The following is a 26,079-nucleotide window of genomic DNA, read 5'->3' as shown; positions in this document are numbered from 1 at the left end:
CCGTCCCTGCCGGGCGAATCGCCCCTGCACCATGCGGGTGCCCATCATCTCCTCTGCCGGCCATGGCACTGCTGTATGTCCTGCGGCTCTGGCGTTTTCACCACCGCACCGGCGGCTCATGACAGCCAGTCCTGCGTGGCTTTTTTCAGCCAGCAGGTTCAACATTTTCCGCTCTCGAGATGACAAGTCGTTGACCGGTCGACATGACGTCCAGCCCGGGGCGATGCTATCATGGCTGCCCTGTTTTGGCGGACCCGTCATGGCACATGACGCGGCCATATCGCCATCCTTTCAGCGACACGGTCGCCATGGCTTTATCGCTTCCTTATAGGCATCAACACGAGGGTTTCGGCTTGTCACAGTTACCGGTGATCGTCGGCATGGGCGGTATCAATCCCGCTGGCAGAACGTCCGGTCATCAGTCCTTTTACCGGACCGTGATCGATGCACTGCCCGAAAAGACCCGACAGTATACCCTCTCCGGGATCGCCCGTCTGATGGGGCAGCCTGCTTCGGATGATCACGGCGCTCCCCTTGATGATGCTACCCTGGCGGCACGCCACGACGTACATGTTCGTCGCCACACCCTGATCCGTCGCATCGAGGACGAGCGCTTTGCCGACGCCGGCATCCCGGCCAATCGTCAGGCCAGCCTGACCCTTGATGCCCCGTTGACGGTCAATCTCGGTCGCCGTCAACTGCCCGAAAACCCGCCGGCTCACTGGCAGATCGAGGCCATCGATGAGCGCCATGTCAGTGTGACCGTCCCCGCCGGCGAGTTCGAGGTCCTGCTGCCGGAGCGTCGCGACGCGCTGGTCAAGAGCGCCGGTCAGCTACCCACCGGATTCGATCCGGCGAGTTTCTATCGCAGCGTGCACCATCCACGCGCCCTGTCGATGACCATTTTTGCAGCCTCCGACTGTCTGGGGCAGAGCGGCTACGAGTGGGACGATCTGAGTCAGCGTCTCGACCCGGATCAGATTGCCGTCTATGCCGGTAACTCGATCGGTCAGCTGGATGCCCAGGGCTGGGGCGGTCTGCTGACCAGCTTCGTCACCGGCCAGCGCACCACCTCCAAACAGATGCCGCTGGGCTACGGCCAGATGCCGGCCGACTTCCTCAACGCCTACGTGCTGGGCAGCGTTGGGGCCACCGGCGCCATGCAGGGTGCCTGCGCGACCTTTTTATACAACCTGCGCCTGGGCGTGGACGACATCCGAATGGGCCGGCGTCGCATGGTCATGGTCGGTACAGCGGATGCGCCCATTACGCCGGAAATCGTCGAAGGCTTTCGCGTCATGAGTGCGCTGGCCGATGATGCCAGCGTCAAGGCACTCGACGCACTCGAGCTTCTGACCGACGAGGACTACCAGCGCGTCTGCCGACCGTTTGCGCGCAACTGCGGCTTTACCATTGCCGAGTCTGCCCAGTTTGTCATGCTCATGGACGATGAGCTGGCGCTTGAACTCGGAGCCGACATCCTGGGCGCGGTGCCGGAGGTCTTCATCAACGCCGATGGCTACAAGCGCTCCATTTCCGCCCCCGGTATCGGCAACTACATTACGCTGGGCAAGAGCGTGTCGCTGGCCAGCAGCATTCTGGGCGAAAAGGCCGTGCGCGAGCGCAGTTACATTCACTCCCACGGCACCAGCACCCCGAAAAATCGCATTACCGAATCTCATGTGCTCGACAGCGTGGCGCGCGCCAACGGCATCGAGCACTGGCCGGTCGCCGCGGTAAAGGCCTACCTGGGGCACTCCCAGGGCAGCGCTGCCGGCGATCAGTTGACAAGCGCACTGGGCAGCTTCCAGACCGGCCTGCTGCCCGGCATTTTCACGCTGGATGCCGTGGCAGATGATGTTTACGGAGAGCGTCTGGACATCTTCCGCGAGCACCGCGAGTTTCGCGCCGACGTCAGCTTCATCAACGCCAAGGGCTTTGGCGGCAACAACGCCACGGCCCCCCTGCTCTCTCCGCAGGCCACCGAAAGGTTGCTGACCCAGCGCCACGGTGAGGCCGCCATGACACAGTGGCGTCGTCGTCGTGAAGCAGTCAAAGCACGTCAGGCGCAGTTCGAGGCGCAGTCACAGCGGGGGGAATTTTCACCGATCTACCGCTTTGGCGAAGGCGTACTGGAAGGCCCCGAACTCGAGGTCAGCGCTCGGGACATCCGCATTCCCGGCTATCACCAGCCGGTATCGCTTGAGGTCGACAACCCGTTCGGCTCGCTGGATCAATAGATCAGTCATTGATGTTGTGCCGGTCCGGCAGCCACATTTGTCTGCCATGATGCTTTGAAGTAACCTCCCGCTCGCCGGGCATGTCGGGTGCCCCGGCAGTTGCGGGCGTCCGTGATCAGGCAGCAGTACCGGCATGCGCCTGCCGGAGCATCGGGGACAAATGGAGTCCGTTCATGAACATTGTGGTATATCCCGGAACCTTTGATCCGATTACCAACGGCCATACCGACCTGATCGAGCGCGCCGCCTCGATGTTTGATCGGGTGATCGTGGCCGTGGCCCAGAGCCCGCGCAAGCAGCCGACTCTGGCGCTGGATGAGCGGGTATCGCTGGCCAGAGAGATTCTGGGCCATCTCGATAACGTCGAGGTCGTGGGGTTCAGCTGCCTTCTGACCCAGCTGGTGGACCGCGTCGGCGCTCGTATTATTCTGCGCGGACTGCGCGCCGTCTCCGACTTCGAGTACGAGCTGCAGCTGGCTAACATGAACCGGGCGCTGGCGCCTCATGTGGAAAGTCTCTTTTTGACGCCCGAAGTCGAGAATTCCTATATTTCATCTACCATCGTGCGTGAAATCGCCCGCCTTGGCGGTGACGTTTCAACGATGGTGCATCCCCGCATCGCCCGGGCACTGGAAGAACACTTTCAGGACGCCTGATACGGCGAACGGCTCCTTGGCCGGCGGATGACAGCCGCGCAGCGCCCGGATACGGCGTGCGCGAACCAGGAGGTTACCATGTCCCTGATGATCACCGACGAGTGCATCAACTGCGACGTCTGCGAGCCGGAATGCCCCAACAATGCCATTTCACCGGGTGAAGAGATCTATGTGATCGACCCGAAGCTTTGTACCGAATGTGTCGGTCATTTTGACGAGCCACAGTGTCAGCAGGTCTGTCCGGTCGACTGCATTCCGCTCGACCCCGAACGTGAAGAAACCCGCGAGCAGCTCATGGAAAAATACGAGCGCATCACGGCCGTTGAAAGCTGATATCCGATAGCAGAGCCCTCCCGTGAGGAGGAGCAACAGGAGGGCGGCCTGCGGGTCGCCCTTTTGATTGCAGGGCCGTCACCCCAAACGCCATGAAGGTTCTGAACGCCCTTGCCGGCACAGGCCTCACAGGCACAACTCCCCGGTCGGTAGCTCCATGTCCGCATCTCCAGCCTTTTCCCGGCGTCTTCACGACGTCTGGCGACTCTCTTGGCCCATCATCATCTCCAATGCCAGCGTGCCGCTGCTGGGTCTGGTAGATACCGCCGTCATTGGCCATCTGCCTCACGCACGCTATCTGGCCGCCGTCACCCTGGGCAGTACGCTCTTCAGCTTTTTGTTCTGGGGATTTGGTTTTCTACGCATGGGGACTACCGGTCTGACGTCTCAGGCGGCCGGTCGCGAAGAAGATCAAGGCATACGCAACCTGCTCGGCCAGTCGCTGCTCATCGCCGTAGTCATCGGGCTTGCCCTGATTGCACTATCGGCGCCGCTGATCGATTTTGGTCTATGGCTGTTACAGCCCGGCAGCGAGGCGACCGCGCAGCTGGCCGCCGATTACGCCCATGTACGCATCCTTTCTGCACCGGCAGTGCTGATGAACTATGCCATCATCGGCTGGTTTCTGGGACGTCAGAACGCGCGCGTCACTCTGCTTTTGATGCTGATTACCAACAGCGTCAACATCGTGCTGGATATTGTGCTGGTGGTCGGGCTCGACATGAACGTCCGGGGCGTGGCGACCGCCTCGCTGATCGGGGACTACACCGCGCTGGGTGTCGGCCTGTGGCTGGCATGGCGGGCCCTCAAGACACTGGGTGGCCGGTTCGACACCACCCCGCTCAAGCGTCTCAAGGCCTACGGCGAGCTCTTTCGCGTCAACCGACACCTGTTCGTCCGCACCCTGTGCCTTTTGTTTGCCATGGCCTTTTTCACCTCTCAGGGGGCGCAGCTGGGCGATCAGACGCTGGCCGCCAATGCCATCCTGATGCAGCTGGTGATGATGGTCTCCTACGGGCTCGATGGCTTTGCCAACGCCGCCGAGGCCCTGACCGGCAAGGCCGCCGGCAGAGAGGACTGGCACGAGTTCGGCCAGTCGGTGCGCGCCTGCGCGGTATTTTCACTGCTGACGGCGCTGCTGGCCGCGCTGGCCTTTGCACTGGGCGGGCCGTGGCTGATCGCGCGCCTGACCGATATCGAGGCCATCCGGGCGCTGGCCGGGCACTATCTGCCATGGCTGGTCGTCATGCCGCTGATTGCCGTATGGAGCTATCTGCTGGATGGCGTGTTCATCGGCACCACGGATACACGGGCCATGCGCGATACGATCATTGTGGCCCTGATGGTGTATCTGCCGGTCTGGTGGCTGACGCAACCACTGGGCAATCACGGCCTGTGGCTGGCCTTCACCATTTTCACGCTGGTGCGCTCATTGGGATTGGGTCTGACCTATCTTGCCCGACGCAAACGACAGTGGTCAGGATAGAAAAGTCCATGGCATTTCAATGAATAGCCTTCAGGAAAGCACGATTTTCCTGGATTAGCGCCCTGCCGCCACTGATCTAATATTCAGACTCGATCCTTTCAACGCTGGACAGTGGAATGGCCACCCTAAAGCTCGCCCTCAGACATTTGCTGATCGGCCCATCAGGCCGTCTTTTCTGGGCATTGCTGGCATTCATGCTACTGCTGACCCTGCTGCCCAAACAGCAGGTATTCAGCCAGTTACACAGCTATCTGGGGTTCCACTCCCTCATCGAGTTGACCTGTGTGATCGTGGCCATTCTGGCCACGCTTTCCATCTTCAACAGCTACCGGACACTGTCGACCCAGTATCTGTGTGTCGGCGCCCTGCTGGCCCTGTCAGCAATGCTGGATAGTCTTCATCTGCTCTCCATGCCCGGCATGCCGGATCTCTTTACGCCCAATACGCTGAACAAGGCAATCTATTTCTGGCTGCTGGCACGGCTGTGCGCCATCAGTGCCCTGCTGCTGTTATCCCTGTCGCACCTTCCCGATCAGCCTGCGCGATTCCCGCGACTCATACTGGTGGCATTTCTTTGCGCCGGTGTACTGGCGCTGATTGGTGGCTTTGGCTATCTGGACAGAGCACCGGATCTCTACATTCCAGGCCAGGGTCTGACACCACTCAAGATTTCGCTGGAATGGGGACTGGCCGGCATGAGTGTCCTCGCTGGCCTCATACTGCTGCGCTCTTCGCATCTTCAAAGACGACGCGACAGGGAAATGCTCACGGTGGCCGCCTGGGTCACGGCGCTGGCCGAAATCTGTTTTACGCTCTACGGTACGGCGAACGACGAATTCAACGTACTGGGGCATCTTTACAAGGCCGTCTCGTACATTCTGATCTTTCGTGCGCTCTTCCTGAGTCACCTGCGCTACCCCTGGAAGGCCCTGAACGACACCCGGACCCGACTGGCCGAGCAGGAGCAGCGCTGGAACCTTGCCCTGACCGGTTCCGACACGGGCGTATGGGACATGAATCTGGTCGCCGATGAAATCTTTGCCTCGGCGCAGTTCCATCAGATACTGGGCTATCGCAATGGCGCCCTGCCGCGCGATGCACAGGCCTGGCGTGATCGCCTGCTTCATCCCGAAGACATCGATCGCGTGGTCGGAAGCTTTGATGATCACGTCGCCGGTCATAGCAATCACTGGCGCTGCGAATACCGTTTCCTGGACGCGCAGAACCGGTGGCGATGGCTGCTGGCCAACGGCCAGATCATGGACTTTGATGAAGATCAGTGTCCCACCCGAATCGTGGGGACAGTTATCGATATTCAGGCGCAGCGCGAACAGGAGCAGCATCTGGCAGACACCCGTCGACGTCTGCAGACCCTGTTTGATACCACGCCCACGGGCATGCTGGTCATCGACTCCCGGGGCGTGATCCATCAGCACAACCCCATGCTGTCGCAGCTGCTGACCCCCCACGAGATTGCCATCGGTCAGGACTTCATCTGGCAGTGGGCCAGCGATGAGGACGGCCCGGACGCCCGGCAGCACTGGGATCAATGGCAGCAACAGGACGCCACCCAGCGCCGTGAGCCGACCTGGCATCGCGAGCTGCGCATGAGCCTTCACGGCCATGGCCGGGCCGGACAGCCGCTCTGGGCCGAATGGGTCATCGCGCCGCTGCCGGAGGAGGGCCTTTATCTTCTGCTGATCGAGGACATCAGCGCCCGCAAGCGCGCCACCGAACTGCTGATCGAAAACGCCGGCCTTTATCGCAGTACATTCGAAAGCGGCAATGCCATCAAACTGCTTTTGGACCCGGACAACAGCATGATTGTCGATGCCAATACGGCCGCCTGTGACTACTATGGCTACCCTCTTGAAACGCTCAAGACAATGACCATGGCAGCCATATCGTTGACGGCTCAGGCCACGCGCCAACAGCGCATTCATCAGACACTGGAGCAACGGGAGGGGTATTTCGAAACCCGCCACCGCCTGGCGAACGGCACGATCCGCGACGTGGAAATCTTCACGGCCTCCGTGGTGATCGGTGGCAGGACCCTGATCTATGAGATGGTCCATGACACCACGATCCGCAAGGAGGCCGAGCAGGGGATGGTAACGCTGAACCAGCGCCTCTCCCGCGATGGCCTGCACCGCGAGCGCCTGAACAGACTGAGCACTCAGCTTTTCGAGCTTTCTGCCATCGCCGACGTTGTTCCCCTGCTGGATCAGCATCTGGCACAGTGCTTCCCCGATACCAGCGGTGAGCTGGCCCTTCGGATTGAAGAGCTGGATCAGGCGCACTGCATCCGCTGGGGTGAGAAACTGTCGACACAACCGGCCTTCGAATATCGACAGCGCCTGACCACAACGACCGGCGCACTGGGACGTATGACGCTGCAGGCAGAGCCTCTGGATGATGAAGACCGTCATCGCCTGGAGCGCATGGTCGATGAGACCGCTCGTATCCTGACCCTGACCCTGATCAATCTGCGCCTGCGTAATCAGTTGACCAATCATGCCTACCGTGACGCGCTGACAGGGCTTTACAACCGGCGCTACCTCAATGAAACGCTGCCCGATCTGCTTGAAAATGCCAGCGAAGAGTCACCGGTCTCGCTCGCCCTGCTGGATCTGGACCATTTCAAGCGTCTCAACGATACCTGGGGTCACGATGCCGGTGATCAGGTGCTGATCGCGCTGGGCGAGATTCTGACCCAGCGGCTGCGCGCCACGGACATTTCCTGTCGCTACGGCGGCGAGGAGTTCATCGTGGTCCTGCCGGGTGCCTCCGCCAGCATCGCCATGATGCGCCTCAATGAGGTACTCGAGCAGTTCGGCCAGTGGTCGATGCAGGTCGGCGATGAGCGCATTGCTCACCTCACGTTCTCGGCCGGACTGGTCAATTCGCCGTCTCAGGGCCATGACATGAGCGCTCTGATCGAACTGGCCGACCAGGCCCTCTATGGCGCCAAGCATGCCGGACGTGGCCGGGTACAGCTGGCGACACATGAGATGCGGCTGGCCTGACACCTGCCTCAAGGCGTCACATCTAAAGCGAAGCCCCACCACAGACCGTCAGGGTCTGACCGGTCATGGCACTGGCATACGGCCCCAGCAGGAAGGCTACCAGCGCTGCGATATCCTCAGGATCGATGAAATGGCCGATGGGCGGGCATACCGGGGCGACCCCAACGCGAGCCGGATCGTGCAGCATCGGGGTATTTGTTGCGGCCGGCGCGACGAGATTGACCGTGGTCTGCTGCGCCATCAACTCCATCGCCCACGACCGGACCAATCCCTGCATGGCCGCTTTGGAAGCTGAATAGGTACTCTTGCCAGCCGCCCCCGTCATCGTGCGACTGCCAATCAAAACGACGCGCGACAGGGCCTGCTGTTGCGCCGTCAGGGCATTCAGCAATCTTGTCGGGGCTTCGACATGGAGTTGCCACATCCGGCGATCAAGCTCATGGTCGAGATCTCCGAGTCGAGCGGTATACATGACCCCTGCCGCATGCACCAGCGCGTCGACGGGACCAATTCCTGCCGCGGCACGATCGATATCCTCCGGGCAGGTCAGATCCGTTTCGATCCACTCCACGCCCGCCTCCTCTTCGGGCTGACGTCGGCTGAGCCCGACAACCTGATGCCCGCCACCCAACATTTCCCTGACGATCGCCTGACCAATCCCGGAGCTGCATCCTGACACCAGTACACGCATGCTGACCTACCCCATAATGACTATTTCAATCATTTTAAGGAATTTATTCACCCTCTCTGTAAGACCAAAGAATAACGACATTTTTTATTCATAAAAACATGAACTTATTAAAAATTAAACTTTCGTTCAAGCTTCAAAACTATTGCCATTAAAGATCGTTTCGATCATTTTTCACCGAACAAAGACCGAAACAATCAAAATCAACGAGGAAGTCGTCATGGCGACCAGGACGGCAACATCCGCACGTTCCGATGAATCATCGCCGGATAATACGGCGAACACTGCGCCCTCGGCGCTGCTACCGTCCACGTTCGGTGAATACATCCGCTGTATCGGGCCGGGACTGGTACTGGCCATGGCGTTTCTGGGTACCGGTGATCTCGTCAGCTCCACGGTGTCCGGGGCCAATTACGGCTACGCCCTCATGTGGACGCTGATCGTGGCACTGTTCGCGCGCTACTGCATGATCTCCGCCATTGCCAAATACAAGCTGGAAAACCGTTTCGGTGACACCTCGGTACTACAGGGATTCCAGCGCGTCTGGCGCGGCTTTCCGATGTTTTTCGGCATTGCCATCTTCTTCTACGGCATCATCATTCAGATGAGCTTTCTGCGCGCCTGCGCCGTCGCGCTTTACCAGCTTTCCGGTGAGATCGGCGGCGCGACCTGGGGCTATTTTGTCGGCGGCGCAGCCGTGGTGGTGTTGACCATCATCATGCTGGCACGTCGCAATGCCTATCAGTGGCTTGAGTGGACAGCACGCATTGCGTCCGTCGTGATTATTGTCACCTTCGTCGGCGCCATCGTCGCGACCGGCCACATCGATCTGGTCGAGATGGCCAAGGGGCTGACCTTCTCCATTCCGAAAGACAACGGTCCTTTCGACGCCATCTTCATTGCCATCGCGACCATTGGCACGATCGGCGGCTCGGCGCTCAATCTGCTCTACCCCTACTTCATGGACGAGCGCGGCTGGAATGGCCCGAAATATCGCCGTCTGCAGCAGTTCGACCTGATGGCCGGCATGCTGCCCCTGCTGATCATCAATGTCCTGTTCTGGGTGGTCGCTGCCGAAACCATCCGCGGTACCGGCATGACCGTGTCCAATGAAAGCGATCTGGCCACCATGATGGAGATGGCGGTCGGCCCCTGGGGTCCGGCGCTGCTCTGGACCAGCCTGTTTCTGGCGGCATTTTCCAGTTTCCCGGCCAATGCTCGCGGTTTCGCCAATCTGATGTTCAACGGCCTGCACCTGGCAACGCGCCGCGGCAAGGCGTTCACCAGACCGGCCGAGGACCCCTGGTTCAACCGCGTGCTGATTGCCGCCTTCATTGTCGTCCCACTGTTCATCTGCATGCCCCAGGCGCCGAATCTGGTCTATCTCAGCGTGTTCGGTACCAGCGTCATCACCGCCATTTTGCTGCCCCCCATCCTGTTTGGCGTACTGCGCATGACCAGCTCAAGAAAATTCATGCTTGATGAGCATGTCAACCGATGGTGGCAGACCCTGATCCTGATTGTTCTGTCATTGATCGGCCTGTGGTCGCTCTACGCCATCGTCGACAACCTGATCAACGCCATTAGCCGTCTTGCCTGAGGCACTGAAAGGAGATGTTCATGACCACCTCATTTGCCGGCATCGTACCTGCCATGATGACTCCCATGACCGAGCAGGAGGAGATCGATGAGCAGGGCATTCGCGATCTTGCCGAAACCCTGATCAGCAAGGGCGTCCATGGTCTCTTCACTCTGGGCACCAATGGCGAATTCTTTTCGCTGACGGATGAAGAGAAGGTTGAAGTCACGCGGATCGTGATCGATCAGGCGGCGGGACGTGTGCCGGTCTTTGCCGGTACCGGTGGCTACACGACACGCAGCGTCATCGAACTCAACCGTAAAATGGCGGACATCGGCGTTGATGGTGTATCGATCATTACGCCCTATTTCAATGGCGCCACCCAGGCGGAGCTGATCACGCACTACGAGCGCATCAGTGCTGCGACCGAGCTGCCCATTCTGCTCTATACCATTCCAGCCAAGGCCGGTGTGACGCTGGATGTTGCCAGCGTGGCGCACCTGTCCAAAATTTCGAATATTCGGGCGATCAAGGACAGCGGCGGTGATTTTGATCGGCTGGTGCAGCTGATCCGGTTGCGACGCGAGGATTTTGCCGTCTTTACCGGCACCGACTCGATGATCCTGTGGACGCTGATGGCCGGCGGGGATGGGGCTGTTGCGGCCACGACCAACGCGGTTCCCGATGTCGTCATGGCCATCTGGCACGCTTTCCAGAAGGGGGACTTCGAGACAGCACGTGACGCTCAGGAACGGCTTCGCCCCCTTCGCAATGCCTTTTCACTGGGTACCATGCCCAGCGTTCTAAAAACCGCCGCCGGCCTTCTGGGCATGCCGGCAGGCCCGGCTCGCTCACCGGTTCAGCCACTGCCGCCGGAAAAGCTGGCCACCCTTCGTGAAGCACTCAAGGGTTATGACCGTGTCGAGCGCTGAAACTTCTCATCGCATCGAGTCCCCATTGCGTCGCGCTCGGCTGCTGCTGCTGGCCGACGACCTGACGGGGACCGCCGACTCGGCGGTCAGCTGCGTGGCAGGCGGTTTGTCCGCACAGGTGCTGCTCACACCGGAAGCCGCCGACGAGGATGTCGTGGCCGTCGATCTTGACTCCCGCAGCATGACGCCGGGTGAAGCCGCCCAGCGACATGTCGACTGCCTGACGCAGTGGCAGGGCTGTTATACCCATCTTTTCAAGAAAATGGATTCCACGCTGCGGGGTAATGCCGCCGCCGAGATTGCAGCGCTGATACCGCTGGCGGGCATGGCCATCGTGGCACCCGCTTTCCCTGCCACCGGGCGCACGACACGACAGGGGCGACAATATCTGCACGATCACCCCGTCGAAGCATGCGATGTCTGGCGTAACGAAGGACTGACGGGTTGCGCCGACATGGTAGCGATGCTGAAGGCAGAGGGGGTCGAGACAGCCCTGCTGACACTCGACATCCTCCACCAGCCAGCCACCAGCGTTGCGGCTCGCATTCAGCAGTGGCAGCAACAGGGCATCAAGGCCGTTGTCTGTGATGCGTTGACTGAAGAAGACCTTGATCACCTTGCCCGGGCCACCGCGACGCTCGACCAGATCTTCTGGGCCGGCTCGGGCGGCCTTGGTCAGACCCTGTCCGCAGCTCTGCCGGCGCTGCAGATCGATCAGCATGCCGACACTTCAGAACCGGCGCGAGACACCGAGCGCCCGACACTGTTCGTGATCGGCAGCATGAGCACCCTCTCGCATGCGCAGGCCGATACCCTGCAGGCAGCAGCCGGTCACGCACTGGTGGCCATCGATATCGAGGTAACACAACTGCTGGAAAGCGCTTCCATGTCAGCGCTTCAGGCCCTCTGCCTGCCCATCGAGCAGACTCTGAAACAGGGTCGTGACGTGTTGATAAGGCTGGCACAGAGCCAGCAGCGCCAGATTGCCGATGCCTCGCGGATCAGTCAGCGACTGGGAGAGATGCTGGCGCCACAACTGCGCCATGTCGGTCGTCTGATCGCGACCGGCGGTGCCACGGCACGTGCCCTTCTCACGGCAGGCGACATGACACGGTTGACCCTGCTGGATGCGCCCGACATCGGCATGGCGCGCATGGTGACCGCCGGCTCGCCAGTACTTGAAGTCATTACCAAGGCCGGAGCCTTCGGGGAACAGGATGCCCTGCTGCGCCTCTGGCAGACCACTCGTCACTCACGCTCCTTTTGCACACCGACAGGGAACACGCACATGACCGATCATCCGGTTATCGGCATTACCATGGGCGACGCCGCCGGTGTCGGCCCCGAAGTCATCATCAAGAGCCTGGCCCGGGCAGGGCTCCATGATCAGTGCCGGCCACTGGTCATCGGGGATGCCACGCGCCTGCGTGATGCCGCCTCACGTCTGGGCAGTTCGATCATTATCCGTGCCATCGAGCGCCCGGACCAGGCCAGCTTCACCCCCGGGACCATCGACTGTATCGATCTGGGGCTGATTCCACTCGATCTACCCTACGGTCAAATATCACCGATCGCCGGTGATGCCGCGTATCAGTACATCGCCCGCACCGTCGAACTGACCCGGGCCGGGGAACTCGATGCCATCTGCACCGCCCCGCTCAACAAGGCGGCGCTGCATGCCGGCGGGCATATTTTCCCGGGGCATACCGAGTTGCTGGCGCACCTGACCGGCATTGATGAAGTCTCGATGATGCTGGTCACCCCGAAGATGCGGGTGATTCACGTCACCACCCACATGGGACTGATCGACGCCATCGCCCGCATCGAACCCGGGCTGGTCCAGCGCACCATCGAACGGGCCCACGAAACCCTGATCCGTGCTGGCATCGACCAGCCGCGTATCGCGGTCTGCGGCATTAATCCCCACGCCGGGGAGAATGGTCTGTTCGGTCACGGTGAAGAAGAAGAGAAGATCGTGCCTGCCATCGACGTCCTGAAGGCCCGAGGCTGGGACGTCGAAGGCCCACTGCCGGCGGACACCCTCTTTTTCCGTGCCGGGCGTGGCGATTTTGACTGCGTGGTGGCCATGTATCACGACCAGGGGCACGGGCCGGTCAAGGTCATGGGGCTCGAGGCCGGCGTCAATGTCACGGTGGGTCTGCCGGTCATTCGCACCTCGGTCGATCATGGTACGGCCTTTGATATCGCAGGCCAGGGGATGGCTGATGAGCGCAGCATGCTTGAAGCACTGCGTCAGGCCGTCGAACTGGCCAGTCGCCAGAGAGAAACGGCCTGAACCGTTTTTCCATCGGATAATGAGAGGAGTCACGTCATGGAACGCATCGGATTTGTTGGCCTGGGACTGATGGGCGCCTACATGGCGACCAACATCATGAAGGCAGGCTTTCCCCTGCAGGTGTTTGATCCCAACCCGGCATCGGCCGAAAAACTGGCCGACAAGGGGGCCAGTATCGGCAACAGCGCCGCACAACTGGGAGCAGCGTGCGACATCGTGTTCATCTGCGTGCCCACTTCAGAGCACGTCGAGAGCGTCATTGATGGCCCCGAGGGTCTGCGCGCCGGTGCTCGGGAAAAGGGACAGCGGCTGGTCATCATCGACTGCTCGACCTCCGAGCCCACCGTCACGCGTCGTCTGGCGCACTCCCTCGAGCAGGATGGCATTACCCTGATCGATGCAGCCCTTGGTGGCACGCCGACCCAGGCCGAGTCGGGTGAACTGCAGGCCATCGTCGGGGCAGACGACGCAACGCTTGAACGCGTGCGTCCGGTACTCGAAAGCTGGTCGGGCAGGATTCTGCATGTCGGTCCCACCGGTGCAGGCCATACCATGAAACTACTCAACCAGTTTCTGGCCATGAGCTACGGCGCCATTTTCTCTGAAGCCCTGACCATCGGCGCCAAAGCCGGCATCAGCCCGGAAACCTTCGATAGCGTGATTCGCGGCTCACGCATGGACAGCGGTTTCTATCAGACCTTCTTCCAGTATGTGCTTGAACGCGACCGCGACGCGCATCGGTTCACGCTCAACAACGCCGGCAAGGACATTCGCTACGTGGCGTCTCTGGCCGATGCCCTGGAGGTGGATGCCAAGGTGGCGCACGCCGTCAGCGATCTTTACGCCAGCGCGCTGGCACAGGGAAACGGTGAAAAATTCGTGCCGGAGCTTTCCGATATCGTGGCCGCCCGTCATCAAATATCCTTCGCCACCAATGACCACTGACTGCTGGAGTCCGTCATGAGTACCGTCACCGATATCGTGTTTGACGGGCAACTGCGTCCGGCCAGCGACATGCCCGATCGCGTCAATGCCCTGCTGCCCTCTCCCTGCGTCCAGAATCACGCCGCCAATCTGCATGTCATGCCGGACGGTGAACTGCTGTGCGTCTGGTTTGGCGGCACTCAGGAAGGCATCCCCGACATTTCCATTTACCTGTCGCGGCTCGCACCGGGCGGCGAGCACTGGAGCGAGCCCGAAAAGGTCTCGGACGATCCGACCCGCTCGGAGCAGAACCCCATCCTGTTCGATGCCGGCCACCAGGAACTCTGGCTGATTTATACCGCGCAGCAGTCCGGACATCAGGATACCGCCATCGTGCGTCGGCGCATTTCCCATGATGGTGGCAGAAGCTGGGGCGCCATCGAGTCGCTGTTCGAACGCAGCGGTACCTTTGTTCGTCAGCCACCGGTCATTCTGGAAAATGGCGACTGGATCGTTCCGGTCTTCTACTGCCGCAAACAGCCGGGCGAGCGCTGGGTCGGCAATGACGATATCAGCGCCGTGCTGGTCTCCTCGGATCGAGGCAAAAGCTGGCAGGAACACGAAGTGCCGGACAGTGCCGGCTGCGTTCACATGAACATCGTGCCCCTTAAACAGGGCGGACTGCTGGCCCTCTATCGCAGCCGCTGGGCGGATTACATCTACCGAAGCCATTCGGACGATGGGCGACACTGGAGCGTGCCGGAGCCTACCGAACTGCCCAACAACAACTCTTCCATTCAGTGTGTCGCGCTGGCCAATGGTGATCTGGCCCTGGTGTACAACCACATCAATGCCGAAGGCGTCACCGAACGACGCACCTCGCTCTATGACGATATCGAGGACAGCGAGGACCACGGTGAACTGATCGATCAGCCCGCCCGACACGGCAGATCAGCCTTCTGGGGCGTGCCGCGGGCGCCGATGACACTGGCCATCTCCCGGGATGGCGGCGAACACTGGCCCTTGAGACTGGATCTGGAGACCGGCGATGGCTACTGCATGACCAATGACTCCGCCAGCCGGGCAAACCGCGAATACTCCTATCCCACTATCGTGCAGGGGGCAGATGGCGCATTGCACATTGCCTTCACACGATTCCGGCAGTGCATTCAGTACACACGACTGCCTGCGCATTTCGAACCGATCCATTCCTGACACATGAGGTGCCGACCAGACTATCGGTCGGCACTCAGGCTTTCTCTATCGCTCCAGACGTCTGGCGCGCGCATCGCTTCTCTCACTGATCATGACATCAGCCGGGACCCTGCGGATATGTGACAATGACGACAAGCGATGCCCATACTGACGAGAGATCGACCACAAGAGATCGATAATGAAAGTTGCCCGACGCCGTCAGGCCATGCTGGATGCTGTGTTGTCCGGTCTGACCGATGTAGAAACCCTTTGTGCTCACTTTGCCGTCTCGGAAGCCACTGTCAGACGTGATCTGGGGGCGCTGGCCGAACAGGGCCTGATCGTGCGTACTTATGGTGGTGCCGCCCACATCGGCATCCGCGAACCGGAACTCACCCTGGCCCAGCGCCAGTCGTGCCATGAAGGGATCAAGGCGCAGCTGGCCGCAATGGCGCTCGAACAGATCAGGGATCACGATACGCTGCTGCTGGATGGGGGCACGACCACGGCCGCACTGGCCGAGGTGCTGCATCGCCGGCAGGGGCTGCACGTCATCACCAACAATCTGGCCGCGCTCTCGGCGCTGGAGCGGCTGCCCGAGGGCCGGGTCACACTACTGGGCGGCGAAATGCGCATGTCCAGCATGACCACCATGGGGCCTGCCGCCCAGGCCATGCTGACACGGCTGTCGGTTGACCGTGTTTTCATGAGCGCCGATGGCGTCACCGCCGATCTGGGGCTCTGTGAGGCGAGTCCTGAGCAGGCATGGCTCAAGGAACTGATGATCAGTCGCAGCGCCAGGTGCTATGTCATGGCCGATCACACCAAGCTGGGCCGCACCAGCCAGCAGCACTGGACGCCGCTCCCGGCCGAATGGACGCTGATCACCGATGCCCGCGACGAACGGATGCTGGCCGCCTTCCGACAGCACAACGTTCACGTACTGTCTCCCCATTCATTACCCAGCGAGCAAGCGTAACGCTGCCGCCACGTGCTTCTTCCGGAAGCCGCCGGCGCGACATTGACGTTGAAAGCGCATTCCCCTGCCCCTGACTCGAAGGCCCACGGCATTCCAGCCCCCCTGTCGTGGTCACAGCACCCCATACCCGGTAGCAACATTCCATGCGCTTTAACGTGCCAGTATTATCATGACCAGTGTTAACGCAACGCGGTTGCCACATGACCGGAATTTTATCGATATCGATTTCTGGCTACGCTGTCGGTAACCCCCATTCACTGCACGCAGGATATCGATCGCCCATGACTACCCAGCAGCAGATTATTGATGCCCTTGGTATCGACCGGAATTTTGATGCCCAACGGGAAGTTGAACGACGTATCGACTTCATTATCAGACAGCTGAAAGAGAGCGGCACGCGGGCTCTGGTGCTGGGGATCAGCGGTGGTGTGGACTCCACCACCACCGGACGCCTGTGCCAGCTTGCCGCGGAGCGCATCCGTGAGCAGGGCGGCGATGCCACCTTTTATGCCATGCGTCTGCCCTACGGTGAGCAGCACGACGAGGACGATGCCCAGGCCGCCATCAACTATATTCGAGCCGATGAACAGCTGGATGTGAACGTCAAGCCTTCGGCAGACGGCATGCTGGCGAGCCTCGAGCAGGCCGGCCTTGCCTTCAATGACGAATATCAGCGCGATTTCGTACAGGGCAATATCAAGGCACGCGCCCGCATGATCGCGCAGTATGCGGTCGCCGGCCGGCACAACGGCCTGGTGGTCGGCACCGATCACGGGGCCGAAGCGGTCATGGGCTTTTTCACCAAACACGGGGATGGCGCCTGCGATATCACACCGCTGGCCGGTCTTGCCAAACGTCAGGTCCGTGCGATGCTCAGCGTTCTTGACGGGCCTGAGGCACTGGTCAACAAGGTGCCGACCGCAGACCTGGAAACCCTCTCGCCGGGTCGCACCGATGAAGAGGCGCTGGGCGTGACCTACGATCAGATTGATGACTTTCTGGAAGGCAGAGAGATCGATCGCGAGGCGGCCGAGCGCATCATCAGAACCTATGACCGCACCGCCCACAAGCGTGAACTACCGCGCGCACCGTAAGCCCTGTCGATTCCAGAACCCGGATGCTGCCGGATGTTTGAGCGCCCGTGACTTGACGCGGAGCGCTCAAGCATCTGAGATAGCCTCTCACGCAAGGAGGCGCACATGCATCAAGAGGATTCCTCAACGGACGATCGCCATCACAGCGATCGCTACCCACCGGCCAACAGCTGGGCCGATCAACCCCGCGGGGATGCTCCTGAAGAGGACAAGCACGCGCCCCGAAGGGATATTCCGCTCTGGCTGGAGCGGTTCTATCTCGCCTGGGATCTGGTCATCATGGTACTGGTGTCGATCAGTCTCCTGCTGATTCTCTTCGATACGCTGTATCTGACCGGCCCGTTTCGCGCCATGCTGGGCGCCATTTCACCGTCTCTTGAGCAGGGCGGCGCCTGGCTGCACGACAATTTCGAGACCATCGATCTCTGGTTCGTCGCCGTTTTCGTGCTTGATGTACTGGGCGGCTGGGCATGTGCCATCTGGGACCGGCGCTACCACCGCTGGTTTTTCTATCCGTTCGTCCACTGGTACGACGTGCTCGGCTGCATTCCGGTCGGCGGCCTGCGCCTGCTGCGTGTTCTGCGTGTCATCGGGCTTCTGATGCGGCTGCAGCGTACACGCCTGATCGATATTCGCACCTGGGGCATCTATCGGTTTTTCTACAAGTATTACGAGATCGTTCTCGAAGAAATCTCCGACCGCGTCATTGTGCGGATGCTGACGGATGTTCAGGAAGGCTTTCTGTCCAAGGGCAATATTTCCCGCCGCGTGACCGACGAGGTTCTGCTCCCCCGCAAGCAGCAGCTCATCGATGATGTGTCGCATCGCGTTCAGCGAGTGCTGGGCGAAAGCTATGCCCACCACCGTGATGATATCAACGCCTGGGTCAGCGGCCTGATCCATCGCGCCGTAACGGAAAACCCGACCATTCGCAGCCTTCAGCGCCTGCCGATGGGCGCCCAGGTGGTGGAAGCCATGGATGAGGCCATGGCCGATGTCACCAGCCGTCTGATCCGGGAAGCCGTGATCGGCATTCGTTCCCCGGATTTTCGCTCGCTGATCGAGGAGCTGGCCAATCGCACCATTGATCGCAGCGTGCCTCAAAGCGCCAGCGACTATCAGGCGCTTGAACAGGTACTGGTCGAGGTGCTGGATGTGCTCAAAAGCGAGGTGAAGGTGCAGCGCTGGAAGGAGCGCTATCACTAGCGCCCTCGATGACTGCGGCGATGCGCCATGGCAGCGCTACGTCGCGGTCGTGGCCTCACGGCGTCGCCAGTATAAAAGCGGTATGCCAAGCGCCACGATCGCAACGCCGATGACACCTCCGATGCCGGCGTTGAGAAGGCTGGAATACACCAGCCCCGCACAGGTCAGACAGAACAGGACGGGGATCAGCGGATAGAGCGGCACACGAAATACCCGGTCGCCGCTGGCGCCTTCCCTTTGGCGCAGCACCAGCAGCGACAGGCCGATCAGCAGCAGAAAGCCCCAGAAGACTGGTGCCGTATAGTCCACCATGGCCTCGAAGCCATCGCGATGCAGATCGCCCAGCGCCACCAGCACCATCGACAGAATGCCCTGCACCACCAGCGCGTTGGACGGATTATCACCGCGCTGGCTCCACATGCCCAGTCGTTTCAGAGGCGGCAGATCACGACCCAGCGCATAGTAGACACGCGCGCCGGTAAACAGCGTTGCATTGAGCGTTGAAAGCGTCGCCGCAATGACGATCAACGTCATGACCGTCGCCCCGGTATCGCCCAGGATGACCTGCATCATGTGTGATGCCACGGCGTCACTGTTTCGAAGGCCTTCAAGACCCAGCACGCCCAGATAGCTCAGGTTGATCAGGGTATACAGCACGATCAGCAGTATAGAGCCCACCACCAGCACGCTGGCCATGTCATGGCGAGGCGAGCGCATGTCAGCGGACAGATAGGCCGCCTCGTTCCAGCCGCCATAGGTGATCAGAACAAACACCATCGCCATGCCCAGCGCCGAGACGCCCTCGCCCATCGGAGCGCTGCTGCAATGCGACAGGGTCTGACTCTCCATGCTGCCAAGCCCCAGCACGATCACGCCCAGCATCAGCGCCACGGTCAGCAGGGTAAACAGACGCTGTACCATTCGCCCCTGATGGGTGCCGGCCACGTTGATCAGCGTAAAGACGATAATGGCGGCACCGGCATAGAGGGCCGGGCCGTGTTCGCCAAGCGGAAGGAGCGTGCTGGCGTAGTCGCCGAATACGAACGCCACGGCGGCGATACCGCCGGTCTGAATGACCGTACCGCGCGCCCAGCCAAACAGAATGGCCACGCGCTGGCCCAGCGCGCGGGAGAGAAAATGGTACTCGCCGCCGGCGTCAGGATAGCGTGAGGCCAGCTCGGCGTAGCACAGTGCCCCTATCAGCATCACGGCACCACCGGCCAGCCACACCCCCAGAAAGGCCCAGCTGCTGTCGACATGGCCGGCCACCAGCGGCGGGGTACGAAAGATTCCCACCCCGATCACCACGCCCATCATGATGGCGATCCCATCGGGAACGCCCAGATAGCGACGCACGCCGGTCACGGCGTTCGTGCTCATGAGCGATCAGGACTCACGCTCGGCCTGCCAGTCCGCTTCCACCGGTTCTCCGGGACCTGCCAGCGCCTCGACCGGCTCGACGCCCTGGATACGGTCCTGATCGACCCGACCGTAAAAGCGCTGGTAATGCTCACCGTCGGCCAGGGTAAAGGCGATCCTGTCCCCCAGCAGTCGGGCATTGCCCACGGTCATGGCCTGTCCATCGCGCTGCGCGACGCCCCGCACTTCCTGATAGCGCTGCGACAGCGTCAGGTTGACGAGCGTGTCGCCCTGCATCAACTGCCACTCCCCCTCGATCCGGGCCGGCACGTGCCAGAGATAGACGGTACGCCCGGCAATGGTGCGTCGTTCGTCGCTGGCCCAGTTCCCCATGTCAAAGGCGTGGGACACCACGCGCGATCCCGGCGCCATGTCGGTCAGGATCTTCGGGCGCAGCTGCTGGTTGATGGTCGGCAACAAATAGAGCGTCAGCACGTCAGCATCGGCGATGGGCGTATCGAACAGATCCTCCTGACGAAATTCGACCCGGTCGGTCACGCCTTCACGTTCGGCGTTCTCGTCCGCCTCGCGGATGCGCTCGGGGTCAATGTCCACGCCCAGTACCTGCGCGCCCAGCTTCGCCGCCGCGATGGCGATGCGCCCGTCACCGGAGCCCAGATCGATCACGCGGTTCCCTTCGCTGACCGCGCCCATTTCCATCATGCCTTCCACCACCGGTTCAGGTGTGGGGACATAGGGCACATCCAGCTCGATGCTGGAGGCCACTTCGACATTATCGGCCGCCTGCGGATCAGCGTGGGCAATCGAGACCAGCCCCAGCGTGGTCACCAGAACGCCGGTGACGATGACGGCGTGAACGCTGCGGCGTTGATACGGGATAAAGGACTTGAAGGACATGACTTACGGACTCCCTGATTATTCGTTGAAAGGAACGTACGTAATGCAACTGCTTCAACGTCCGGTTTGATCCGGACGGGTTACCATCTTCTCGAGCGTATTGTCCCGGCGAATCAGGCCATGCCAGACCACAGCCAGCAGCACATGGCCGGCAATCAGCACGCCCAGCGTCCAGGCCATCCAGACATGCCACTGGGCTGTCAGCTCCGCCAGCCCCGGCATTTCACGTCCGCCACTCATGAGGCGGGCGTCAAAGACTTCCAGCGGCTTGCCGGAGGCCCAGTTCATGATCAGCCCCAGCAGCGGCACCAGAATCATCAGTAGATATAAAAGCAGCTGTCCGAAGGCGACCAGCGTCTCGGCGCCCCGGTCATGGGGCGGGCGGTTGGAGAGGTTGTAGAGTCCCCACGTCGAGCGCAGGGCGACCAGCAGCATCAGCACAAACCCGATGCTCTTGTGGGTGCCCACCATGAAAGAGACCCAGGGCGCACGACCGACCAGATTGGCCGCGATCATGCCGGCAAACTGCCACAGCAGCAGTGCCGCCATCAGCCAGTGAAAAAGGCGGCTGATCCGCCCATAATATTCACGAGTATCCCGCCAGGCGATGGAAGGCACGAAAGGCTCCTTGAAACGAGGTCCACGCGACACGCGCGACAGTCAGGCCTACAGTAGTGCAGCGGGCTTGTCTGGTGCTGAAAAACGACGGCGCCAACCTCTCCCACCCCGGCACTGCGAATGTGTATTACCATGGCGCCTGCCTGCCATTTTCTCGGGAGCGTAATGCATCAGTTTTCGGTTGTTTCTCCACGACGTCCTGTCGCGGCCCTGTCCGGCCTGATCGTGACCTGCGTGCTGCTGAGCGCCTGCGGGGCCCCCGCCATGGCGCCGGCCGAGCTGCCCCTGCGCGAACACGCCCCTCTGGCCGGCCTTGCACACGATCAAAAGAGCCCGGGCCAATGGCCGGACGCCCGATGGTGGCACGAGTTCAATGACCCGCAGCTCAATGCCCTGATCGAGCGCGCCATGCGCGAGGCGCCGTCGCTGGACAGGGCCCGTGCCCGTTTCGAGACGGCCTCCCGCCAGCTGGAAGGCCGGCAGGCGGAGACGCGCGCGCAGCTCGAGGGCAGTGTCCGGGCCAATCAGAGCTACAGCCATACCGACCTTGAGTACCCCGCACTCGGCCTGCCGGGATTTGAAGCCGGCAGCGCCGGCAACAGCCAGCGCAGCAACGTGGGGCTGGCCTCGCTGTCGTTTGGCTGGGATCTGGATTGGTGGGGCAAAAAACGCGCCGCCATCGAGGCCGCGCTTGATCAGCGCCACGCCGCAAGACTCGAGCAGGCTGCCGCCGCCAGCGCCCTGCAGGCCGGCATTACCCGAGCCTACATGGACTGGCAGCTGCGCCAGGCCCAGCTGTCGAATCTGGACACCCTGCTGAGCGCCGCGCGCGACAGCGTGCGCATCACCGCCCTGCGCGTCGAGCGTGACATCGAAAATCCCGCCCGGCTGGACCAGGCCCACGAGCAGGTCGCCAACCTTGAGCAGCAGCGCGCTCAGCTGGAAGGTGCCGCCCGACTGGATCAGGTGCAGCTCGCCGCCCTGATGGGCGTTTCACCGGATCAGCTCGAGGGCCTGACCGCGCGAGCGCTGCCCGAGCTGGACACCACCCTGCCTCAGGATGCCGGACTCGAGCTGATCGCCCGGCGCCCGGACATCATGGCGAGTCGCTGGCAGGTCGAGGCCGGCATGCGCGACATCGATCAGGCTCGTGCGGATTACTACCCCAACGTCAGCCTGTCGGCGCTGGCCGGTTTTTTGCGGGTGCATCCGCTGGGCAGCGGACGCAACGAGGACATTGGGGCAGCCTCATTCGGCCCGGCCGTGACGCTGCCCATCTTCGAAGGCGGCCGGCTCGATGCGCGCTACAACGCCAGCCGTGCGCAGCTTGGCAGTGCCATTGCCGATTACAACCAGCGCGTGGTGGATGCCGCTCACGAGGTGGCGCAGCAGAGTGTGACCATGGAACGCATCGAGGCGCAGCGCAGGGCGCAGTCGCAGGCGCTTGAAAGCTATCAGCACCGTCTTGAACTGGCCCGCGAGCGTGACGCCCGCGGCGTCGAGGACCCGCGTTCGCTGATCGAGGCGCAGCAGGGTCTTGTCCGCGAACGCATGAACCGTCTGGCGCTCGAGGGCGAACTGCTGGATACCCGAATCCAGCTGATCCATGCCCTGGGCGGGGGCTATCATGGGCGCGCGCCCGAACGTGATGCGCGCTATCTGACGACGGAAAGTACCACCGATGGTTCATGACACCGACCACAGCAACGATCCCGACCCGCAGTCTGATGACAATGACGGGCAGGAAGCTCCGGTCTCGCGTAAAAAGCGCAACATCATCCTGCTGGTCATCGCGCTGGTATTCATACTGGCCGGGGTCGGCTGGTATCTGCTGAACGCGCTGGTGCTCAGCACCCGGGTCATCACCGACGACGCCTATGTGCAGGGTGACCAGGTCAATGTGTCCGCGCAGATCAACGCCACCGTCACCGCGATCAACACCGAGAATACCGAGCCGGTCAAACGCGGCGAGGTGCTGCTTGAACTCGATGACAGCGACACCCGCAACGCACTGGATCAGGCCGCCGGACAGCTGGCGCAGGCCGTGCGCCGCTATCGTCAGCAGCGCGCCCAGGCCGTACAGCTGGATGCGGCCGTGGTCACGGCGCGCGCGCAGTTCGAGCGCGCCCGCGACGAATATCAGCGCCGCCGACCGCTGCTGGCACAGCGTGCCGCTTCAAAGGAAGAGGTCGACAGCGCCCGGCGCCAGTACAATGCCGCACAGGCACAGCTCGAGCAGGCCCGGGCACAGGCGCGCGCGGCCCACGCTCTGATCGACGGCAACGACCTGTGGCATGATCCGGGCGTTCTTCAGGCGCGTGCCGCCTATCGCAACGCCTGGCTGGCCCAGCGCAGAACGCAGGTCATCTCGCCGGTGGATGGCTATGTGGCCAGTCGCCAGGTACAGCTGGGCCAGAGCGTACAGGCCGGTCAGCCGCTTCTGACGATCGTGCCGCTGCACGATCTGTGGGTCGAGGCCAACTTCAAGGAGACCCAGCTGGGGCGGGTGCGCATCGGGCAGCCGGCCACCGTCACCACCGATTTCTACGGCGATGATGTGGTCTATCACGGCCATGTGGCCGGGCTGTCGGCCGGCACCGGCGCGGCGTTCTCCCTGCTGCCGGCCCAGAATGCCACCGGCAACTGGATCAAGGTGGTACAGCGCGTGCCGGTGCGTATCACACTGGATGACGACCATATCGATCAGCATCCGCTGCGCGTCGGGCTTTCCACCTATACCCGCATTGAGCTTGATACCGGGGTTGACGGCCCCATGCTGGCGCAGACGCCCGGCGTTCGTGAGCCTCAGCACACTGCGGTGTTTGACGCGCGTCAGCAGCAGGCCGATGACGCCGCCATGGCCATCATTCGCGACAACGCCGGCGATCTGCTCGACGCCGACGACAGCGCTGCCCCATGACCGAAGCGGCCGCCGCACCCAATGATCAGGAGACAATGGCGCCCCTGCGCGGCATCAAACTGGTACTGCTGACACTGGCGATGGGCCTGGCCACCTTCATGGAGGTGCTGGACATCTCCATCGTCAACGTGTCGGTACACACCATCGCCGGCGATATGGGCGTCAGCACCAGCGAGGGCACCTGGGCGATCAGCGCCTACGCACTGTCCAGCGCCATCGCCCAGCCCCTGACCGGCTGGCTGGCACGTCGCTTTGGCGAGGTGCGCCTGTTCTGTACTTCCATTTCGCTGTTTATCGTGTTTTCGGCGCTGTGCGGGCTGGCCCACAGCATGATCATGCTGGTGATCTGTCGTCTACTTCAGGGCGCGGTTTCCGGGCCGCTGGTGCCGCTGACCCAGACGCTGCTTTTGAAGAACTATCCGGCCGAGAAGCGCAGCATGGCCATCGGGCTATGGGCAATGACGGTGGTAGTGGCCCCCATCTGCGGGCCGATTCTGGGCGGCTGGCTGACCGACAACTACTCCTGGCCGTGGATCTTTTACATCAACATTCCGGTCGGCATTCTGTCGCTGGTGCTCAGCCTGTGGCTGCTGCGCGGGCGCGAATCGAAAACCACCCGGGTACCGGTGGACGTTGTCGGGCTGGGACTTTTGATCGTTGGCGTCGGTGCGCTGCAGTTCATGCTCGACAACGGCAACGATCATGACTGGTTTGCCTCCCCCATGATCCTGACGCTGGGCATCGTGGCGCTGGTCGGCATCACCTTTCTGGTGGCCTGGGTGTTGATGCATCGCCGTCCGGTCGTCAATCTGCGCCTGTTCGGTCAACGCAACTTCGCCATCGGCACGCTGTGCCTGTCGCTGGGCATGTTCGCCTTCTTTGGCAACACCGTCATCACGCCCAACTGGGTACAACAGGTCATGGGTTACAACGCGACATGGGCAGGCCTTGCCGTCGCGCCCATCGGCGTGCTGGCACTGTTCATGTCGCCGCTGGTGGGGCGGTTCCAGAGCCATTTTGATCTGCGCATTCTGGTCACCTTCGGCTTTGCCGTCTTTGCCTTCACCTCATTCTGGGCGGCGGGGCTCAACAACCAGATCGCCTTCGGTGAGCTGGCCATGCCGCGGTTTGTCATGGGCGCGGGGGTGGCGTTCTTTTTCGTGCCCATCAACCAGATCATCTTTGCCGGTCTCAGTGATGATCAGATCGCGGACGCCTCGGGGCTTTCCAACTTCTGCCGAACGCTGGCCACCAGCATCTCCACGGCGGTCTCGGTCACCCTTTATGACCATCGCAGCATCTATCACCATGCGCGCCTGAGCGAGTCGGTGGTGCCCGGCAGTCCCGCCACCGAACACTATATGGATCAACTGGGCACGCTGGGGCTACAGGATCAGCGCGCTTATGCCACGCTCAACGAGGTCGTCAATACCCAGGCTGCGACCATGGCGTTCAATGATGTGCTCTGGCTCTTTGGCATCATCTTTGTCATTACCATCGGCCTGATCTGGCTGGCGCGCCCGCCCTTCCCCTCCGGCGGCCCAATGCACTGAGTCCATCAGGCGCCACCCCGAATGTTATTAAGCAAAAATTCAGCTTTTGTACCAGACTGATGAGGGTTAACCGTTTCT

At 61.6% G+C, this 26,079-nt stretch carries 20 protein-coding genes; 16 read left to right on the top strand and 4 right to left on the bottom strand.

Features of this window, described 5'->3' with window-relative positions:
• The first annotated feature begins 380 nt into the window (after positions 1 to 380).
• The 5 genes from BM079_RS13260 (at position 381) to BM079_RS13240 (ending at position 7,741) form a co-directional block, all read left to right on the top strand.
• Entirely contained in the window at positions 381 to 2,240 is a 1,860-nt protein-coding gene (locus BM079_RS13260; RefSeq protein ID WP_090135049.1) for a beta-ketoacyl synthase, read from the top strand.
• A 173-nt stretch (positions 2,241 to 2,413) separates the two neighbouring features.
• Positions 2,414 to 2,896 (top strand): pantetheine-phosphate adenylyltransferase, encoded by a 483-nt coding sequence (gene coaD / locus BM079_RS13255; RefSeq protein ID WP_090134886.1) that lies wholly within the window; start codon positions 2,414 to 2,416, stop codon positions 2,894 to 2,896.
• A gap of 78 nt (positions 2,897 to 2,974) precedes the next feature.
• The gene (locus BM079_RS13250; RefSeq protein ID WP_090134884.1) at positions 2,975 to 3,229 is read left to right on the top strand and encodes a YfhL family 4Fe-4S dicluster ferredoxin; all 255 of its coding nucleotides are present in this window, start codon (positions 2,975 to 2,977) and stop codon (positions 3,227 to 3,229) included.
• Between the two features lie 157 nt (positions 3,230 to 3,386).
• Positions 3,387 to 4,715, top strand: coding sequence for an MATE family efflux transporter (locus tag BM079_RS13245; protein ID WP_090134882.1), 1,329 nt, complete (start codon positions 3,387 to 3,389; stop codon positions 4,713 to 4,715).
• 116 nt (positions 4,716 to 4,831) lie between these two features.
• The gene (locus BM079_RS13240) at positions 4,832 to 7,741 is read left to right on the top strand and encodes an MASE3 domain-containing protein (RefSeq protein ID WP_090134880.1); all 2,910 of its coding nucleotides are present in this window, start codon (positions 4,832 to 4,834) and stop codon (positions 7,739 to 7,741) included.
• A gap of 22 nt (positions 7,742 to 7,763) precedes the next feature.
• On the opposite strand, the gene BM079_RS13235 is transcribed toward BM079_RS13240, so the two are convergent.
• Positions 7,764 to 8,432, bottom strand: a complete 669-nt coding sequence (locus tag BM079_RS13235; protein ID WP_090134878.1) for an SDR family NAD(P)-dependent oxidoreductase — start codon at positions 8,430 to 8,432, stop codon at positions 7,764 to 7,766.
• A 217-nt stretch (positions 8,433 to 8,649) separates the two neighbouring features.
• Here BM079_RS13235 and BM079_RS13230 point away from each other — a divergent pair, with 217 nt between their 5' ends.
• From BM079_RS13230 to BM079_RS13195, 8 genes are all read left to right on the top strand, one after another.
• A complete protein-coding gene (locus BM079_RS13230) occupies positions 8,650 to 10,029 on the top strand; it encodes an Nramp family divalent metal transporter (RefSeq protein WP_090134876.1) in 1,380 nt (459 codons plus the stop codon).
• A gap of 20 nt (positions 10,030 to 10,049) precedes the next feature.
• Positions 10,050 to 10,940 (top strand): 4-hydroxy-tetrahydrodipicolinate synthase, encoded by an 891-nt coding sequence (gene dapA / locus BM079_RS13225; RefSeq protein WP_090134874.1) that lies wholly within the window; start codon positions 10,050 to 10,052, stop codon positions 10,938 to 10,940.
• Positions 10,927 to 13,236 (top strand): 4-hydroxythreonine-4-phosphate dehydrogenase PdxA, encoded by a 2,310-nt coding sequence (gene pdxA, locus BM079_RS13220; protein WP_217639701.1) that lies wholly within the window; start codon positions 10,927 to 10,929, stop codon positions 13,234 to 13,236. The genes dapA and pdxA overlap by 14 nt, the downstream gene beginning before the upstream one ends.
• Positions 13,237 to 13,272: 36 nt before the next feature.
• Entirely contained in the window at positions 13,273 to 14,181 is a 909-nt protein-coding gene (locus BM079_RS13215) for an NAD(P)-dependent oxidoreductase (RefSeq protein ID WP_090134870.1), read from the top strand.
• A 15-nt stretch (positions 14,182 to 14,196) separates the two neighbouring features.
• On the top strand, positions 14,197 to 15,375 hold the full coding sequence (locus tag BM079_RS13210; protein ID WP_090134868.1) for a sialidase family protein: 1,179 nt from the start codon (positions 14,197 to 14,199) through the stop codon (positions 15,373 to 15,375).
• A gap of 178 nt (positions 15,376 to 15,553) precedes the next feature.
• On the top strand, positions 15,554 to 16,333 hold the full coding sequence (locus BM079_RS13205) for a DeoR/GlpR family DNA-binding transcription regulator (protein ID WP_090134866.1): 780 nt from the start codon (positions 15,554 to 15,556) through the stop codon (positions 16,331 to 16,333).
• 281 nt (positions 16,334 to 16,614) lie between these two features.
• On the top strand, positions 16,615 to 17,427 hold the full coding sequence (gene nadE, locus BM079_RS13200; protein WP_090134864.1) for an ammonia-dependent NAD(+) synthetase: 813 nt from the start codon (positions 16,615 to 16,617) through the stop codon (positions 17,425 to 17,427).
• A 105-nt stretch (positions 17,428 to 17,532) separates the two neighbouring features.
• Positions 17,533 to 18,633, top strand: coding sequence for an ion transporter (locus BM079_RS13195; protein WP_245743042.1), 1,101 nt, complete (start codon positions 17,533 to 17,535; stop codon positions 18,631 to 18,633).
• 36 nt (positions 18,634 to 18,669) lie between these two features.
• On the opposite strand, the gene BM079_RS13190 is transcribed toward BM079_RS13195, so the two are convergent.
• From BM079_RS13190 to BM079_RS13180, 3 genes are read right to left on the bottom strand one after another with little or no spacing between them, the layout of a single operon-like run.
• Positions 18,670 to 20,013, bottom strand: a complete 1,344-nt coding sequence (locus tag BM079_RS13190) for an APC family permease (RefSeq protein ID WP_175489699.1) — start codon at positions 20,011 to 20,013, stop codon at positions 18,670 to 18,672.
• 6 nt (positions 20,014 to 20,019) lie between these two features.
• Positions 20,020 to 20,910: a methyltransferase domain-containing protein gene (locus BM079_RS13185; RefSeq protein ID WP_090134862.1), complete on the bottom strand. Its 891-nt coding sequence runs from the start codon at positions 20,908 to 20,910 to the stop codon at positions 20,020 to 20,022.
• 54 nt (positions 20,911 to 20,964) lie between these two features.
• On the bottom strand, positions 20,965 to 21,528 hold the full coding sequence (locus tag BM079_RS13180) for a cytochrome b (RefSeq protein WP_090134860.1): 564 nt from the start codon (positions 21,526 to 21,528) through the stop codon (positions 20,965 to 20,967).
• Between the two features lie 165 nt (positions 21,529 to 21,693).
• On the opposite strand from BM079_RS13180, the gene BM079_RS13175 reads away from it, so the two are divergent.
• Genes BM079_RS13175 through BM079_RS13165 form a run of 3 tightly spaced genes read left to right on the top strand, consistent with a single transcriptional unit; the run spans position 21,694 to position 26,001 of the window.
• Positions 21,694 to 23,220: an efflux transporter outer membrane subunit gene (locus BM079_RS13175; RefSeq protein WP_175489698.1), complete on the top strand. Its 1,527-nt coding sequence runs from the start codon at positions 21,694 to 21,696 to the stop codon at positions 23,218 to 23,220.
• The gene (locus BM079_RS13170) at positions 23,210 to 24,448 is read left to right on the top strand and encodes an HlyD family efflux transporter periplasmic adaptor subunit (RefSeq protein WP_090134857.1); all 1,239 of its coding nucleotides are present in this window, start codon (positions 23,210 to 23,212) and stop codon (positions 24,446 to 24,448) included. Before BM079_RS13175 ends, BM079_RS13170 begins: the two co-directional genes overlap by 11 nt.
• Complete coding sequence (locus BM079_RS13165; RefSeq protein WP_090134855.1) at positions 24,445 to 26,001, top strand: DHA2 family efflux MFS transporter permease subunit; 1,557 nt, start codon at positions 24,445 to 24,447, stop codon at positions 25,999 to 26,001. The genes BM079_RS13170 and BM079_RS13165 overlap by 4 nt, the downstream gene beginning before the upstream one ends.
• Positions 26,002 to 26,079 lie beyond the last annotated feature (78 nt).

It is taken from the genome of Kushneria avicenniae, assembly GCF_900112585.1.
Lineage (GTDB): Bacteria > Pseudomonadota > Gammaproteobacteria > Pseudomonadales > Halomonadaceae > Kushneria > Kushneria avicenniae.
Note: the sequence above shows the minus strand (reverse complement) of the source record. Positions and strands in the feature narration are given on the sequence as shown.